This is a genomic window from Streptomyces calvus, assembly GCF_006782915.1.
In the GTDB taxonomy this organism is placed as follows: domain Bacteria; phylum Actinomycetota; class Actinomycetes; order Streptomycetales; family Streptomycetaceae; genus Streptomyces; species Streptomyces calvus.
Map to the genome: position 1 here is coordinate 190,056 of NZ_VCNP01000004.1, position 14,709 is coordinate 204,764.

Consider the following 14,709-nt stretch of genomic DNA (forward strand, 5'->3'; position numbering starts at 1 on the left):
TTTCCGGTATACCCCGTCGGGTGCCCACGAGGACGACGCGACGCCCGGCAGGTGTCCCTCGGTACCACTCCTGCCGCGCTGACCGGATGACATCCCTCGCCGTCCCGCCGACGCCGCCGGCTCAGTCCGCTGTGCTCTCGTCGACGGCACCGACAATGTCGTCGATGTCCTGCACCGCCGCTGGCAGTTCGGGAACGAGTGCCGTCTCCAGTCGTCCCGTCGGCGTCCCCACACCGTTCTCCACGGTGACACGGACGGCGTGCGGGTCCGGCAGTGTCGATCGGCATCACCGCCCTACCCGCGCGGGAGTGTGTCGGCGTGCCCCACGCCGGCCGTCGGGGCTCGTCACCGCGATCCGGTCGACGGTCGTGGTGGTCCCTCGTCCCCGTGCAGCGGAGCGTGACCGGGGTGAACCTGGACGTGAGAGGTGACGGCGTCGATGTGAGGGAGGCACGGTGAGTGGTCTCGTGGTCGTGGGCGTGGACGGTTCGGCGTCGAGTCTCGCCGCGGTGGAGGCCGCCGCGCGGGAGGCTCGGTTGCGCGGGGCGGGGCTGCGGCTGGTGCACGCGTTCGTCTGGCCCGCGATGCACGCGCCCCTGGGGCCGTCGCCGCTGGGACCACCGGAGGGTGGGCTGCAGAACATGGTGGATCGTCTGGTGGCCGAGGCGGTCGAACAGGCGCGGGCGGTGGCGCCGGAGGTCGAGGTCGGTCATGTCGTGGTGACCGGTGAGCCGTTGACCGTCCTGGAGGCACAGTCGCGGGCCGCGGAGCTGGTGGTGGTCGGATGCCGGGGCATGGGCGGGTTCGTCGGGCTGCTGGTGGGGTCGACGGCGGTGCATCTGGCGGCGCACGGCCGGTGCCCGGTGCTGGTCGTGCGCGAGCAGCCCCTCCTCGACGGTCCGATCGTGCTGGGCGTCGACGGCTCCGCCGCAGGACAGAAGGCCGTGGACTTCGCCTTCTCCGAGGCCGCCCTGCGGAACGCGCCGCTGGTGGCGCTGCACACCTGGACCGCGTGGAACGCGCCGATGCCCGCCCCGCAGGATCCGTCCATGCCGTACGCGAACCCGCCGGGAGCGCTGGCCGAGGAGGAGGAGAGGCTGCTCTCCGAGGCGCTCGCCGGACGTCGGGAGCGCCACCCGGGCGTCGTGGTGGAGCACAGGGTGGTGCACGGCGGGACGCGGGAGGCGTTGATCGAGGCCAGCCGCTCCGCCCAGCTGGTGGTGGTCGGTGCGCGGGGGCGCGGTGGTTTCGCCGGGCTGCTCCTGGGCTCGGTCAGCCAGGCCCTGCTGCATCACGCACACTGCCCGGTCGTGGTGGTGCGGGGAACGGGGGAGCGTCACTGAGGCGCCCGTCGCACGCTCCGGCCCCGGTCCCGCCACAGGGGCGGGCGGCCCGGTGTGCCGGCAGGGGGCGGGTCACTGGAACGCCGCGTGGATCTCGTGTTCGGTCGCGGAGTGCGAGACGAGCAGGAGCTCGTCCCCGGCCCGCAGGGGGACGGCCGGGTCCGGCACGGTGGGCTGTCCGTCACGGACGATCGTGGCGACGACCGTCCCTTCGGGCAGCCGGATGTCGCCCAGAGCCCGGCCCACCGCTCCGGACCGCGGCGTGATGACCGTTTCGATGACGTCGATGCCGGCTTTGCTGAGCCGCAGCAGGGCGACCGTGTCGGTGGCCCCGGTGGCCTCCTCGATGAGGGAGATCAGCGGGGTGGCGGCGGGTACGGCGACGTCGACGCCCCAACGCGCGTCGAACAGCCAGGCGTTGTCGGCGTCGTTGACGCGGGCGGCCACGCGGGGCACCGAGAACCGCCGTTTGGCGAGCAGGCCGATGACGAGGTTGTCCTCGTCGTCACCGGTGGCGGCGACGACCAGGTCGGCGGTCAGCGCACCGGCGTGTTCCAGGAGGGCCGGTTCGCACGCGTCCCCGGTGACGAGCAGCACGCCCGGGAGGCGGCCTTGGAGTTCGGCCACGCGGTCGTCGTCGCTGTCGATCAGCGTGACCTTGTTGCGGGCCGCGGAGAGCACCTGGGCGATCTGGGTACCGAGGCGTCCCGCGCCGGCGATGAGCACGTTCACGTCCCCAGCTCCTTGTCGAGGAAGGCGCGCAGCCTGCCGAGTGCGGTGGCGGCGACGGCGAAGGTGACCAGGTCGCCGGAGCACGCGGGTGTGCTGTGCGTGGGGATGAGGGAGCGGCCCGCACGGGTGACCTCGACGACGCGGATCTCGCCGTCGACCTCGAACTCCGTCAACCGCCGACCGAGGAGGTAGTCGGGCAGATCGGAGCGGACGAGCAGGGTCTCTCCGTTGCCGAAGCTGAGTTCGGGACTCAGGTGGCGGTGCAGCAGCATCCGGTGGATCTGGTGCACGGTCCAGTGGATGCCGGCGATGGTGGGGATGCCGAGTTCCCGGTAGATGTCGGCGCGCCGGGGATCGTGGACGCGGGCGAGGACGATGGGCACCCGGTAGGTCTCCTTCGCGGTCCGCGCGCTGACGATGTTGCTGTTGTCGCTCGAGGTGGCAGCGACGAAGGCGTCGGCGTGCTCGATCCCGGCGGTCCGGAGCACCGCGCGGCTGTAGCCGTTGCCCTCGTGGAAGCGGATGCGCGGGCTGTCGGGCAGCCGCCGGGCCGCCTTGGGCCGCCGGTCGACGACCTGCACGTCGTGCCCTTCGGCGGCGAGCAGACCGGCGAGGGCGGAGCCCACTCGTCCGCAGCCGACGACGATCACCTTCACCGTGGGCCTCCTCTCCGGCGGTCGGCGCGGCGGCGCAGCCACGCCTTGCGGGCTTCGTCCGCGAGCAGGGGCAGGGTGCCGAGACCGGCAAGGACCGCCCAGTCGGTGGCGTCGAGCGGGGCGGTGTTGAAGACGGCCTGCAGGGGCGGCAGATAGCTGATCGCGGCCATGAGCGCGACGCCGAAGCCGCCCGCCGCCAGCAGGGCCGGGTTGGACAGCAGGCCTGCCGTCAGGATGCTCTGGCGATCGGTGCGTACCGCGAGGGAGACGAAGAACTGGCTGAGCACGATCCCGCCCTGGGCCAGCGTGACGGCCTCCCGGTAGACGGGGTGGTCCTCGGTGAAGTCGTCGAACGGGATGCCGGAGGAGTGGATGTGCCAGAAGAACACGGCGCACACGCCGAGCGCCTGGATGCCTCCCAGGAACAGGATGCGTCCCACGACCGCCGCCGAGAACAGCCGTTCGTGCCGGGAGCGCGGCGGGCGGTCCATCACGTCCGGTTCGGGTCGTTCCGCGCCCAGCGCCAGGGCGGGCATCACGTCCGAGCCCAGGTCGATCGCCAGGATCTGCACCGCGCTGACGGGCACCAGGGGAAAACCGGCGAACGTCGCCGCCAGGATCGGGCCGAGCTCGCCGATGTTGCTGCTGAAGACGTAGATCAGGAACTTGCGGATGTTCTGGTACACGGACCTGCCGAGCCGTACCGCCGTCGCGATGGAGGCGAACGAGTCGTCCAGCAGCACCATCGAGGCCGCCTCACGGGCGACGTCGGTGCCCGACGCCCCCATCGCCACGCCGATGTCCGCGTGCTTGAGCGCCGGGGCGTCGTTCGCCCCGTCCCCGGTGACCGCCACCACCCCGCCACGCCGCTGGAAGGCGGTGACCACGCGCATCTTGTGCTCCGGGCTGACCCGGCACAGCAGCAGCTCGGACGGCTCGGCGAGAAGCGAGTCGAGCGTCTCGTCGTCCATCGCGTCGAGCCGGACGCCCGTCACCACGACCGGATCCGGCCGTCGTACGATCCCCACCCGGCGGGCCACGGCCTCCCCGGTCAGCGGGTGGTCGCCGGTGACCATGACGACCCGGATGCCGGCCCGGCGGCAGGCGGCGACCGCGTCGGTGACCTCCGGGCGTGGCGGGTCCAGCATGCCGACCAGTCCCAGCAGCGTCAGCGCCGACTCGGCCTCCTGCTGCGCCGGGCGGGGGCCGTCCAGCGCCCGCCGCGCGACGGCCAGCACCCGCAGCCCCTGCGACGCCAGCTCGTCACCGGCCGCGACGGCCGCCGCCCGGTCCGTCCCGGTCAGTGGTCCACGCCGCCCGTCCCACTCCACGTCGGTGCACCGCGCCAGCAGCTCTCCGGGCGCTCCCTTGACGCACGCCTGGTAGCCCGCGCCCGTCCTGTGCACCGTGGTCATCAGCTTGCGGCCCGAGTCGAAGGGGAATTCCGTCACCCGCGGCGCGGCCGCCTCCTCCGCTCCCGGATCCAGACCGGCCTTGGCCGCGACGACGAGCAGCGCTCCCTCCGTGGTGTCACCGAGCACCCGCCAGTGCTCCCGGGGGCCCGTGGGCGGAACCAGCCGGGCGTTGCAGCACAGGCCCGCCACCCGCAGCAGCTCGCGCACCTCAGCGGCGTCGGCGACCTCGCCGCTCGGCTCGTACCCCACGCCGCTCACCGAGTGCGACGCACCCCCCGTCCACACCTGGGTGACGGTCATCTCCGCCTGGGTGAGCGTCCCGGTCTTGTCCGTGCACACGACGGTGGTCGACCCGAGTGCCTCCACCGCCAGCAGCTGTTTGATCAGGGCGTGGCGACGTGCCATCCGCCGCACCCCGATCGACAGTGACACCGAGAGGGTGGCGGGCAGTCCTTCCGGCACCAGCGCCACCATCACCCCCAGTGCGAACACGAACAGGGTCACCACGGAGTCCCCGGTGGGCAGCCGCACGGCGAACATCAGGGCGCCGATCGCCAGGGCGGCCCCCGCCACCCGACGGGCCATGGAGGCGACCTGGAGCTGCAGCGGGGTCTTCTGCCGCGGGGCGGCCGCGGCCAGTCGGCAGATCCGCCCGAACTCGGTCGCCGCGCCGGTGGCGAAGACCACGGCCCGCCCGCCTCCGGCGACGACGTCGGTTCCCATGAACACGCAGTTGCGGGCCTCCAGCAGCGGCACCGCCGCCACCGGGTCGGCGGTGCGGCCCACGGCGTTGCTCTCCCCGGTCAGCGGCGCGTTGTTCACCGCCAGCTCGTGCGCTTCGACCACCCGGCAGTCCGCCGGCACGGCGTCACCGGCCTCCAGCAGCACCACGTCGCCCGGCACCACGTCCCGGGCCGGCAGCTCCAGCCGTTCGCCGTCGCGCAGCACCCGGCAGGCGTGGGGCACCATCGCCTCCAGCGCCTGGGCCGTCCGCTCCGCCGAGTACTCCTGGGCGAAACCGATCGCGGCGTTCAGCACCACGACGCCCAGGATCGCCACCGCCAACTGCACGGTGCCCGCGTCCCGCGGCTCCTCCAGCGCGTACGCCAGGAAGGTGATCCCCGAAGCGACGATCAACACCACCGCGAAGAGGTCCGTGAACTGCGCCCCCAGCTGCCGCCACACGGCGCGGCGCCCCGCCCGGGGCAGTTCGTTGGCCCCGTACTTCTCCAGCCTGTCCCTGGCCCGTTCCCCCGGCAGCCCGCGCCGTGACGTGTCCAGCGCGGCGAGGACGTCTTCGACGGGGAGTTCCGGTACCGGAGGACGCGGGCCGGAACCGGACGTCCCGTCCTTCCTCCCGCCCAGTGCCAACGATTTCGTGCCGGTGTCCATCAACCACCCCCGTACGGCGTCAGCGTCCTCGTCACCGGCACGGTCGGCCGGGGCGCCCGGAGGGCCTCGGACGAGGGCGCCGTGACGGGCTCCGGGTGACTCGACGGTCGTCCTGCCTGCCCGCCGCCCGCAGTCGGAGGGCGCTCCCTCGTCCGGTGACCGGCCCGACGGGCACGGACAGGGCTGCTCGGGCACGGGCCCGGGGCGGCCGTCCGCCACCTCACGCCGGGACCGTGATGACGGGGCAGTGGGCGTGGTGCAGTACCCCCTGGCTCACCGAGCCCAGCACCATGCCCGTGAAACCTCCGTGCCCCCGGGTCCCCACGACCAGGCCCAGAGCGTGTCGCGAGGCCTCCGTCAGCACCTGCACCGGATGGCCGCGGACGACTTCGTGGTGCAGCTCCACGTCCGGGTGTGCCGCGGCACGGCCCGCGACCGTCTCCGACAGCACGCGGCGGCACTCCCGCACCGCGGCGTCCTCGTCCAGGACACCGAGGAGCGGCGGATGCCACACGTACAGCGCCCGCAGGAGCGCTCCGCGCAGGGCCGCCTCCTCGAACGCCACGTCCACCGCCGCGGCCGCATGCTCACTTCCGTCGACGCCGACCACGACGTACGCGGGCCGCTGAGTGATGTGCTCCGGCTCCGGCACGACCACGACCGGGCAGGAAGCGTGGGCGGTGAGCGGAAGCGCCACGGAGGCGGAGGAGAACATCCCACGCCGTTTGCTCAGGTGCCAGGAACCCACCACGACCAAGGAGGCGCTCCGTGCCTCCTCGTGCAGGACCCACGCCGGCTCCCCTTCCGCCAGCAGCGTCGACGTCTCCACCGTCGGACGCCGGGACTCCACGAAGGAGGCCGCTTCCTTGAGCACCTGATCACCCAGGCCGTGCAGCGCCCGGTTCCATTCCTCCCAGGACGGCCGCACCTCCCCCGACCGGTATCCGCCGGTCGGGGTGCCCTGGGCGTGGACGAGCCGCAGCGGCAGACCACGCCGGTCCGCCTCGTCGGCGGCCCAGGACAGCGCCAGCCGCTTCGAGGGGTCGGGGTCGACGCCCACCACGATCGGCCGCCGTCCGTCCGCACCAGTCATGGCACCTCCAGAAGATCTCCGCACCGTTCGTTCTCTGTCCCTCCAGCCTCGCCTCCGCCGCAGGGTGGCGCCACGCCACGGCTTGTCGGGCACACGGCCGGACACGCACTCACCCGTGGTCCGAGGGCAGACCGGCGGCCGGCCGGCGGCTTCGTGCACCGTTCGGCCCTGGGCCGTGCGGGCCGCCCGACGAACACTGGAAGCAGAACACGCAGTACGACGACCACCCGTGCTCCGCCCCGTGATCGTCACCGGATCCGAAGGGACCGGCCCCATGAGCACGAAACCCTTGACCCCGGCGGTACCTCCCGCCATGTCACCGCCGGCCCATCCCGCGCGGCTGACCGCGGTCCTCGACGCACCGCTGTCCCGCTGGCTGTGGCTGGTGAAGTGGCTGCTGGCGTTCCCCCACTACGTCGTCCTGTGCTTCCTATGGGTGGCGTTCGTGGGAACGAGCGTGGTGGCGTTCTTCGCCATCCTCCTCACCGGCCGCTACCCCCGGCCGCTGTTCGACTTCGGCACGGGCGTGCTGCGGTGGAGCTGGCGCGTGGGCTACTACGCCTACGGCACGCTCGGTACCGACCGCTACCCGCCGTTCACGCTCGCCGACGTCCCCGACTACCCCGCGCACTGGGACCTGGCCTACCCCCAGAAGCTGTCCCGCGGCCTCGTCCTGGTGAAGTGGTGGCTGCTGGCGATCCCGCACTACCTGATCCTGGGCTTCCTCCTCGGAGACGTCCAGGCCACCTGGTTCGCGGGCGGACTCATCGGCCTGCTCACCCTGTGCGCCGGGGTGGCCCTGGCCGCGACCGGCCACTACCCGCGCGGTCTGTTCGACCTGGTGGTCGGGCTGAACCGCTGGGTGCTGCGGGTGGCGGCCTACGCGGCCCTGCTCACCGACGTGTACCCGCCCTTCCGGCTCGACCAGGGCGGCGGGGAACCGGAGGCGGCGCCATGACGGCGGTCCTCGTGCCGGCCCTCCTGTTCCCGCACGGCTCCGTCGACCTGCCGGTGCGGCCGCTGCCGGACGCCGGTGACACCGCCGCCGTCCTGGCGGAGCGACCGCCGTCGCCGTGCCGAACCGCCCCGCGCATCCGTTCGGGAGGGCGCCCTGGCCGAACCCGTGACCGACAGGCGATCGCCGTGGTCACCGACGCACCTGCCCGGGAATCGACCTGGTTCCGGCCGCGCATGTCCACGCCGGTCACCACATCCGCGACCGGGCGAGCGGAACGCACCGTCGACGAGGTGACGTCATGAACGTACTCGTCGGATACGCGACCGCCCACGGTTCCACCCGGGCGATCGCCGAAAGAACAGCCACCGCCCTGCGGCACGCGGGGCTGGCGGCGGAGGCCAGGCCCGTGACCGAGGTCGAGGACGCCGACGCCTACCGGGCGTTCGTCCTCGGCAGCGCCGTGCACGGGCAGAGCTGGTTGCGACCGGCCAAGGACTTCGCGCGGAACCACCTGGACGTGCTCGTCACCCGCCCGGTGTGGATCTTCAGCGTCGGGATGCCGGCGGCGCTGCGCGGACCATGGCGACGCATGGCTCCCAAGGAACTGCCGGTGATCGAGAAGGATCTGCCGCCGGGCCTGGTGTACCGGAGCCACCGCCTGTTCTCCGGCGTCGTCGAACGGGACCAACTACCCCGCACCGGACGTCTGCTGTTCCGCCTGGTGGGCGGACGGTTCGGCGACTTCCGCGACTGGGAGGCCGTCGACGCCTGGGCTGCGGGCATCGCCGGGGAGCTGCGAGCAGGTGGATGACGGCGTCGACGCCGACCGGCCGTCTCCGCACCCGCCTGACCGCCTCCGCTGGCGCGGCGGCGCGGGCCCCGGCAGCGTGGAGGTGCGCGGAGTGACGACTGCTGAGTGAGGTGGCCATGCAATCCTCCGAGGTACCACGGGTGGTCGTGGGCGTGGACGGATCCCCTTCGTCGTACGCCGCCCTGCGGTGGGCGGACCGCTACGCGCGGGGCGTCGGCGGTGCCGTGGAGGCGGTCTGTGTCTGGGACACGCCGTCCTCAAGGGGCTGGAGCGGACCCGCGATCGATCCCGAGTTCGACCTGGGGCAGGCCAGGGAGCGTTTCGCCCAGGAGCTGCACGCGGTCTTCCCCGACGGTCCTCCCGCCGGGCTGACGGAGCACCTCGTCGAGGGCGACCCGTCGGAGGTGCTGATCCGTGCTTCGGAGGGGGCCGCGCTCCTCGTCGTGGGCCGCCGGGGGCGGGGCGGCTTCGCCCGGGCGGTGCTGGGGTCGGTCAGCCAGCGCTGCGCCCAGCACGCGGCCTGCCCCGTCGTCGTGGTCCGCCAGGAGGACGATCCCGCCCGCTGACCCACCTCACCTGAAGGCCGCGTGGCTCTCCCGCCCGCCCGCGGCGTGCGAGACGAGCAGGAGTTCGTCGCCGGGACGCGGGCGCGTGTCGGGGCCGGGCGTGGTGGGGTCGCCGTCGCGGACGGCGATGGCGGCGGGACCGTGTCGCCGAGCGGGCGGCCCGACGCCTCGGAGCCGGCCGTGACGGGGTCCCGACGATGTCGGCACCAGCGCGGCTCGGCCGCGGCAGGGCAACGGTGTCCGAGGACCCGGGGCCGCGGCCGGGGCCGCAGCGCCTTCGCGAGGGGTCGGCCGGCGGGCGGTCAGCCGGGGCTCGCCTGCGGTTCCGGGGTCACCGCGTCGGCGGGGGCGCCGCGGACGTCCAGCTCGATCTCCGGGGCCCGGGCCAGCGTGTTGGTCACCGTGCAGCGCGAGACCACCGCGCGCAGGGCGGACAGCCGCTGCGGCGGCAGGGCCGGGGCCAGGACGGTCAGGGAGAGGGCGGCGACACGGGCGGGCCGGTCGTCGGCCATGCGGAACTCCGCGCGGACGGACAGACCGTCCCGACTGACCCCGTGGCGGTCCAGGAAGCGTCCCGCGTAGTGCGCCGCGCAGGAGGCGACCGCCGTCACGAGGAGCTCCACGGGCGTGGGCGCGGTGTCCTTGCCCCCGTCGGACAGCGGCTGGTCCACCGTCAGGACGTGGCCGCGCACCCGTATCTCGAAGGAGTCACCCGCGATCGGCACCACCTCGGCCGCTCCGGGCCGTCCGGCGGGAACCGGATCGACGGCGGCGGCCTGGAAGAGCAGCAGCCCGGCGAGGCGCCGGGCCTCCTCGGCGGTGAGGGAGGCCCACAGCTCGCCCTCGTCATGGGGCGCGAAGGACGTGTCCATCACGACGCGTCCCATGTGGGCGGGCAGTCCCTGCGGGGCGAAGCGGGTGACGTCGATGGTGCGGCCACAACGCGTTCGGATCTTCATTTTGGCCTCCTGTCGGCTGGTTTCCCCCGCGACGGCCGGACACTTCCAGTTCACCGCCGCAGCACCGGAGATGCCCGGGGCCGAACGGCCCCTGCCGCGTCCCCGAGGTCCCGGTGACCGCGAGGACGTCCGCCGCGGGCGGTCAGGCCCCCTCGGCGGGGGTGATACGACGTCCGGTCAGCCGGTCGACCGCGATCACCACCCACAGCGTGCGCCGGTCCCCGGCCCAGGGTTCGGTGTGGGCACGTTCGTCGAGCCGACGTGCCTCACCGGGTTCCGTGACGGCCCGGGCCCGGCCCACCGCCAGGACGCTCCAGCCCCGGCTCATGGCCTCGTCGACGTGGTCGACCTCGAAGGCCACCTCGCTGCCGGCCGCCGCCGCGGGGGCGGCGTCGGGAGCGGTACGGAAGGCGATCTCCCCGTCGGCCACCTCGTAGTTGACGGGGAACACGGCAGGCCCGTGCGGCGTGGCCAGCGAGATCCGCCCCACGCCGTGTGTCGACAGCAGGGCCCGGCACTCCCGCTCCCCGAGATCCCTCAGGCGGGGGTGGAGCAGCGCCCTCCCCTGTCCCGGTGGCCGTTCCCGGCCACCTCCCTGCAGTTCGAGGAGGGTGGTCCCCAGTGCGTCGGCCAGGCGGACGAGGGTCCCGAAGCCCGGGTCGGACGGGTGCGTCTCGAGGTAGTCGAGGTAGGCCGGTGACATACGGGCCCGGCGGGCGGTCTCCTCCAGGCCGAGGCCCTTCCGCCGGCGTGCGGCCGCCAGCCTCCGCCCGATGTCACCGGGGCCGCCGTCGACGGCTTCGGTGTCCGCGGCCCCGGTGGCAGCCGCGTCGCCCGTCACCGGTGCGTCCGGTGCCTCCCGTTCCGCACCGAGGTGGTGGAGGTGGGCGTCCGGCCCGGGGAAGACCAGCGTGACGTCGCCCGTGTCCGACCAGCGCACGTCGTACGGCGGTGTCCCGTCGTCGTGATGGAGGCCGACGATCTCCCCGTCCCGCCGGACGACACCGGTGGCCGGGCTCTCGACGATCAGCCGGTCGCCAAGGTGGGCGTGCATGACAGCGCCCCCTTTCCTCTGTGTCGATCCCACTCCAGGATCACGCCGGAGCGACGCCCGCACCAGATGGCCGAGGGTCCCCGGCCAGGGCGAGAAGGTCTTTCGTCCCGCGTGAGGGCCTCGAGTCCGCGTGACCAGCACCGGGGGCCGTCGTCACCGAGTCGCCGCCCCTGCCCGTCGGAATCAGCGCGGCGGGCCGGGCATCACGTGCGGGAGGACTCCGGCCCGGACGACGCGGGGCTTTCCTCACGGTGGAGGAAAGCCCCGAGGAGGTCGCCCACGGGGTGGTCGGCCTCGGCGGGGTGGCGCAGGGCCACGGTCGGGTCGATGGTGTAGCGATTGCGGCGGCCCACCCTGGTACGGGTGAGGTATCTGGCGGCCTCGAGGTCGGCGACGATGAGCTGGACGGCACGTTCGGTGATGCCGATGCGCGTGGCGATGTCACGCAGCCGCGTGTCGGGATCGCGGGCGATCTGCAGCAGGACGCGGGCGTGGTTGGTCAGGAAGGTCCACTGATCACCACGAGAGGAAGACACGCTCATGAATCCCCATCATACGAAGCGGGATTCGCGTATCAAGCATACGCGAAGAATGATTGACGAAAAAAAATTCGCGTAATTCTTGACGGGTTCGTCGTGAGCGAGTGACGCTTGAGTCATCCCCCGAAACCGCCCGCACTTCCCGAAGGGGGCCGCTGTGTTCCCTCAGCCCCTGGCTCGTCCCGTGATCCCTGCCGAACGGGTCCCACCGGTTCCTCCGCCACGTCCGGTGACCGCTCTCCTGGCGGACTCCGTCCAGGACATCGCCGTCATCGACACCGCGCTGCGACTGGCCGTCCCGCGTCGGGCGCCTCTGCTGCTCGTCGCCGTCCTGCCCGCGCACGCCCACTCATCCGTCACCGCCGAGGCGGACACGCATGCGGCCCGTGTGGTGATGGGCCGGGTGCTGCCCCGGGTGCGGCAGGCCGGCCTGGACCACATTCCCGTCGTCCACCGCGTCACGCCGCGCGGCACCCGGCTGCGGGCGGCGGGGGCGGTACTGGACGTCGCCGCCCGCCACCTGTCCTCGGTGCTGGTGGCCGCCGCCCGAGGACCGGCCGGACTGGACGCCCACGTCCTGACCGAGGCCTCCGCCCTGCGGTGCGGCCCGTTCGTGCACACCGTCGCGCCGACGGCCTGGACTCCGTTCCCAACTTTCCAGCACTACACCGACTTGAAGGGCCGGCCGACAGCGTCGGGCCCGGCATCCTGATGCACTGCCCGCCGATGTGCGGGGCACCGCTCCTCAGCCCCCGTCCGCGCCACCGCACCGCCCACAGCCGACCACCCGCGAGACCGGGGAGGTGATCGCCCATGTGAACCGGCGGCCCGGACCCGGCTCCCCTCCGTACGCGCCAGGGTCCGGGGACCGTCCCTCCCTTCCCCTCTCCCGCTCGAGAAAGCCGATCGACCATGAATGAGCTTTCGTTCACCGTCCCGCTGTGGGTCTGGGCCGCTGTCACCCTCGTGATCGCCGTCATGCTCGCCGTCGACCTGATCGCCCACCGTGACAACCACGTGATCGGCTTCAAGGAGGCCGCGGTCTGGAGCGGGATCTGGATCGCCATCGGCCTCGCCTTCGGCCTGGTGCTGCTCGTGTGGCAGGGCGGAGAGGTCTCCTCCACCTACTACGCCGGCTACCTGATCGAAAAAGCCCTGTCCATCGACAACGTCTTCGTCTTCGCACTGGTCTTCTCCTTCTTCGCCGTCCCCGACGCCTACCAGCACAAGGTCCTCTTCTGGGGCGTCCTCGGCGCCCTCGCCGCCCGGCTGGTGTTCATCTTCGTCGGCGCCGAACTGCTGCAGCTGTTCTTCTGGACCGCCTACCTGTTCGGCGCGTTCCTGATCTGGACCGGCTACAGGATGGCGGTCTCCAAGGACGAGGAAGTCCACCCCGACCGCAATCCCGTGGTCCGCCTGGTCCAGAAGATCGTCCCCACCGATGCCCGCTTCCACGGCGACCGGTTCTTCACCAGGATCAACGGCCGGCGGGTGGCGACGCTGCTGTTCGTGGCCCTGGTCGCGGTGGAGGCCACCGACCTGATCTTCGCCGTCGACTCCGTCGCCGCGATCCTGGCCATCACCACGAACACCTTCATCGTGTGGACCGCCAACGCCTTCGCCGTCCTCGGCCTGCGCAGCCTGTACTTCTGCCTGGCCGGACTGCTGCGCCGCTTCGCCTACCTCCACTACGGACTCGCGGTGCTGCTGGCCTTCGCGGGCGTCAAGCTCATCCTGTCCGAGACTCCCGTCGGCAAGCTGCCCATCCCCCTCACCCTCGGCGTCATCACCGTGACGATCACCGTCTCCATCGTCTGGTCCCTCATCGCCACTCGCGGCCAGAACACCGGCATCGCACCGGACACCGCGAAGACCGGCGATCCGAGCAGCGTCTCCGCCCCACCGCAGCAACCCGCCGCCCGCCACCGTGGCGACGAGGACGTGTCATGACCGCCCTCAAGTCCTCTCACAGCCGTCCTGCTCGCTACCGCCCCGCACCTCTGTCGGCGGCCCAGAAGCGCGCTTCCATATCCGTGAAGAACTGCCGGATGAACCTGAGGTCATCGCGCGCTTCGAGGAGCTCCTTGCCCCCGAAACGGAATACCTCGTACCCCTTGAGCCGAAGAGCACGGTCCTCCGCGACCATCTCCGAATAGAGGTCCGGCGCCGCCACCCAGCACCCCGAGCCCTTCGGGACCTCCCGCGCATAGTGATGCTTGCCGTCGACTTCGATCACGATGCGCACACCTCCGGGCAGCAGAAGCAGAAAGTCCATCCGCTCCCTCGCAAGCCGCCGCGGTTTGCTGAGGATCTCGCGGTGCCGCCGGGTGAGTGGATCGAAGTGCACGTAGACCTGGGGCAGCAGGGCAGGTTGCGACATGCCATCGGGATCGGCGTAGCGGCTGGCGAAGGCGAAGAACACGAACCTCTCCGCCTCAGAGGCGAGCGACGCGTGCAGCCTCTGGTAGAGCGATCGGGCGACGTCACGCTCGGCCGCGCCGTTCATGCCCGTCTCCGCCCTCCACCAATCAACGAGATCACCCCAAGTGAGGCCGGCGTCCGTCAGCGGGCGGTCGTAGACCAGGCAGCTGTCCGCGTGCTCGACTATCTCGACAGCACCGTCGATGAGGTGGCTCATCACGATCTCCGGCTTGTGACCGGTGGATGCGAAGACGATGTTCTTGAGCCCTCCGTCGACACCCCTGATCCCGCTCGCCTCAGCTCCTGCCGCATCCAACTCGTCGAGCGAGGCCCAGATCGGTGAGAACAACTCGTTCAGATACCCGCGGCGTGCCGCCCAGCTTCCTCCCATGTCATTACGGCTCCAGTAGCCCTGAAAACTGCGGAAGTCCCTGAAGGGAGGGCTGAAGGGTATCCCGAGCCTTCTGAGCACAGCCTTCAAGCTGCGGAGGGCCTCAGCTATCTCGTCCTCTTGCAGTCGGACAGCCTTGCTCGTGCCGTACTCCTCCAGCTCGGCATGCACGAGACGGGTGAGGCCCTGAGCCACGTCGAGGTCGGTCGTGCCGTCGGGTGACGGCCCGTTCCGAAGCCCTACAACCAGCTCGGTATCGAAGTGATCTTTCCAGGACGACCAGGGGTCTCCATTCACGGACCATGCCGGATCCTGCTCCGTCTTGAAGAAGTCGCTCGGCTGCACGGGGGCAGGCTACCGACAGCCGCTGACACTCAGA

General features: G+C 72.0%; 14 protein-coding genes. 6 read left to right on the forward strand and 8 right to left on the reverse strand.

The features are described from left to right. The first annotated feature begins 455 nt into the window (after window positions 1-455). Window positions 456-1,343: a universal stress protein gene (locus tag FGW31_RS01300; protein WP_142191394.1), complete on the forward strand. Its 888-nt coding sequence runs from the start codon at window positions 456-458 to the stop codon at window positions 1,341-1,343. A gap of 72 nt (window positions 1,344-1,415) precedes the next feature. Here FGW31_RS01300 and FGW31_RS01305 read toward each other — a convergent pair whose 3' ends face one another. The 4 genes from FGW31_RS01305 to FGW31_RS01320 form a co-directional block, all read right to left on the reverse strand. Continuing rightward, complete coding sequence (locus FGW31_RS01305; RefSeq protein ID WP_142191395.1) at window positions 1,416-2,075, reverse strand: potassium channel family protein; 660 nt, start codon at window positions 2,073-2,075, stop codon at window positions 1,416-1,418. Next, entirely contained in the window at window positions 2,072-2,731 is a 660-nt protein-coding gene (locus FGW31_RS01310) for a potassium channel family protein (protein ID WP_233452327.1), read from the reverse strand. Before FGW31_RS01310 ends, FGW31_RS01305 begins: the two co-directional genes overlap by 4 nt. After that, complete coding sequence (locus tag FGW31_RS01315; RefSeq protein ID WP_142191397.1) at window positions 2,728-5,538, reverse strand: cation-translocating P-type ATPase; 2,811 nt, start codon at window positions 5,536-5,538, stop codon at window positions 2,728-2,730. The genes FGW31_RS01310 and FGW31_RS01315 overlap by 4 nt, the downstream gene beginning before the upstream one ends. Before the next feature lie 220 nt (window positions 5,539-5,758). Beyond that, window positions 5,759-6,631, reverse strand: a complete 873-nt coding sequence (locus tag FGW31_RS01320; protein ID WP_142191398.1) for a universal stress protein — start codon at window positions 6,629-6,631, stop codon at window positions 5,759-5,761. 274 nt (window positions 6,632-6,905) lie between these two features. Here FGW31_RS01320 and FGW31_RS01325 point away from each other — a divergent pair, with 274 nt between their 5' ends. From FGW31_RS01325 to FGW31_RS01335, 3 genes are all read left to right on the forward strand, one after another. Beyond that, window positions 6,906-7,589 carry a DUF4389 domain-containing protein gene (locus FGW31_RS01325; RefSeq protein WP_233452329.1) on the forward strand — a complete coding sequence of 228 codons (684 nt, stop codon included), beginning with the start codon at window positions 6,906-6,908 and terminating at the stop codon, window positions 7,587-7,589. A gap of 298 nt (window positions 7,590-7,887) precedes the next feature. Further along, window positions 7,888-8,400 (forward strand): flavodoxin domain-containing protein, encoded by a 513-nt coding sequence (locus FGW31_RS01330; RefSeq protein ID WP_142191399.1) that lies wholly within the window; start codon window positions 7,888-7,890, stop codon window positions 8,398-8,400. A gap of 116 nt (window positions 8,401-8,516) precedes the next feature. Then, the gene (locus FGW31_RS01335) at window positions 8,517-8,966 is read left to right on the forward strand and encodes a universal stress protein (RefSeq protein ID WP_142191400.1); all 450 of its coding nucleotides are present in this window, start codon (window positions 8,517-8,519) and stop codon (window positions 8,964-8,966) included. Between the two features lie 302 nt (window positions 8,967-9,268). On the opposite strand, the gene FGW31_RS01340 is transcribed toward FGW31_RS01335, so the two are convergent. The 3 genes from FGW31_RS01340 to FGW31_RS01350 all read right to left on the reverse strand — a co-directional run bounded on the left by FGW31_RS01340 (window position 9,269) and on the right by FGW31_RS01350 (window position 11,521). Continuing rightward, window positions 9,269-9,925 carry an OsmC family protein gene (locus FGW31_RS01340; protein WP_142191401.1) on the reverse strand — a complete coding sequence of 219 codons (657 nt, stop codon included), beginning with the start codon at window positions 9,923-9,925 and terminating at the stop codon, window positions 9,269-9,271. Window positions 9,926-10,067: 142 nt separating this feature from the next. After that, entirely contained in the window at window positions 10,068-10,979 is a 912-nt protein-coding gene (locus tag FGW31_RS01345) for a pyridoxamine 5'-phosphate oxidase family protein (protein ID WP_142191402.1), read from the reverse strand. Between the two features lie 203 nt (window positions 10,980-11,182). Continuing rightward, window positions 11,183-11,521, reverse strand: a complete 339-nt coding sequence (locus FGW31_RS01350; protein ID WP_142191403.1) for a helix-turn-helix transcriptional regulator — start codon at window positions 11,519-11,521, stop codon at window positions 11,183-11,185. A 226-nt stretch (window positions 11,522-11,747) separates the two neighbouring features. Between FGW31_RS01350 and FGW31_RS35435 the strand changes: the two genes are divergently transcribed. Next, window positions 11,748-12,230, forward strand: a complete 483-nt coding sequence (locus FGW31_RS35435) for a universal stress protein (RefSeq protein ID WP_233452331.1) — start codon at window positions 11,748-11,750, stop codon at window positions 12,228-12,230. Window positions 12,231-12,430: 200 nt separating this feature from the next. Next, window positions 12,431-13,468, forward strand: a complete 1,038-nt coding sequence (locus tag FGW31_RS01360) for a TerC family protein (protein ID WP_142191404.1) — start codon at window positions 12,431-12,433, stop codon at window positions 13,466-13,468. 34 nt (window positions 13,469-13,502) lie between these two features. Here FGW31_RS01360 and FGW31_RS01365 read toward each other — a convergent pair whose 3' ends face one another. Beyond that, window positions 13,503-14,675: a hypothetical protein gene (locus FGW31_RS01365; RefSeq protein WP_142191405.1), complete on the reverse strand. Its 1,173-nt coding sequence runs from the start codon at window positions 14,673-14,675 to the stop codon at window positions 13,503-13,505. Window positions 14,676-14,709 lie beyond the last annotated feature (34 nt).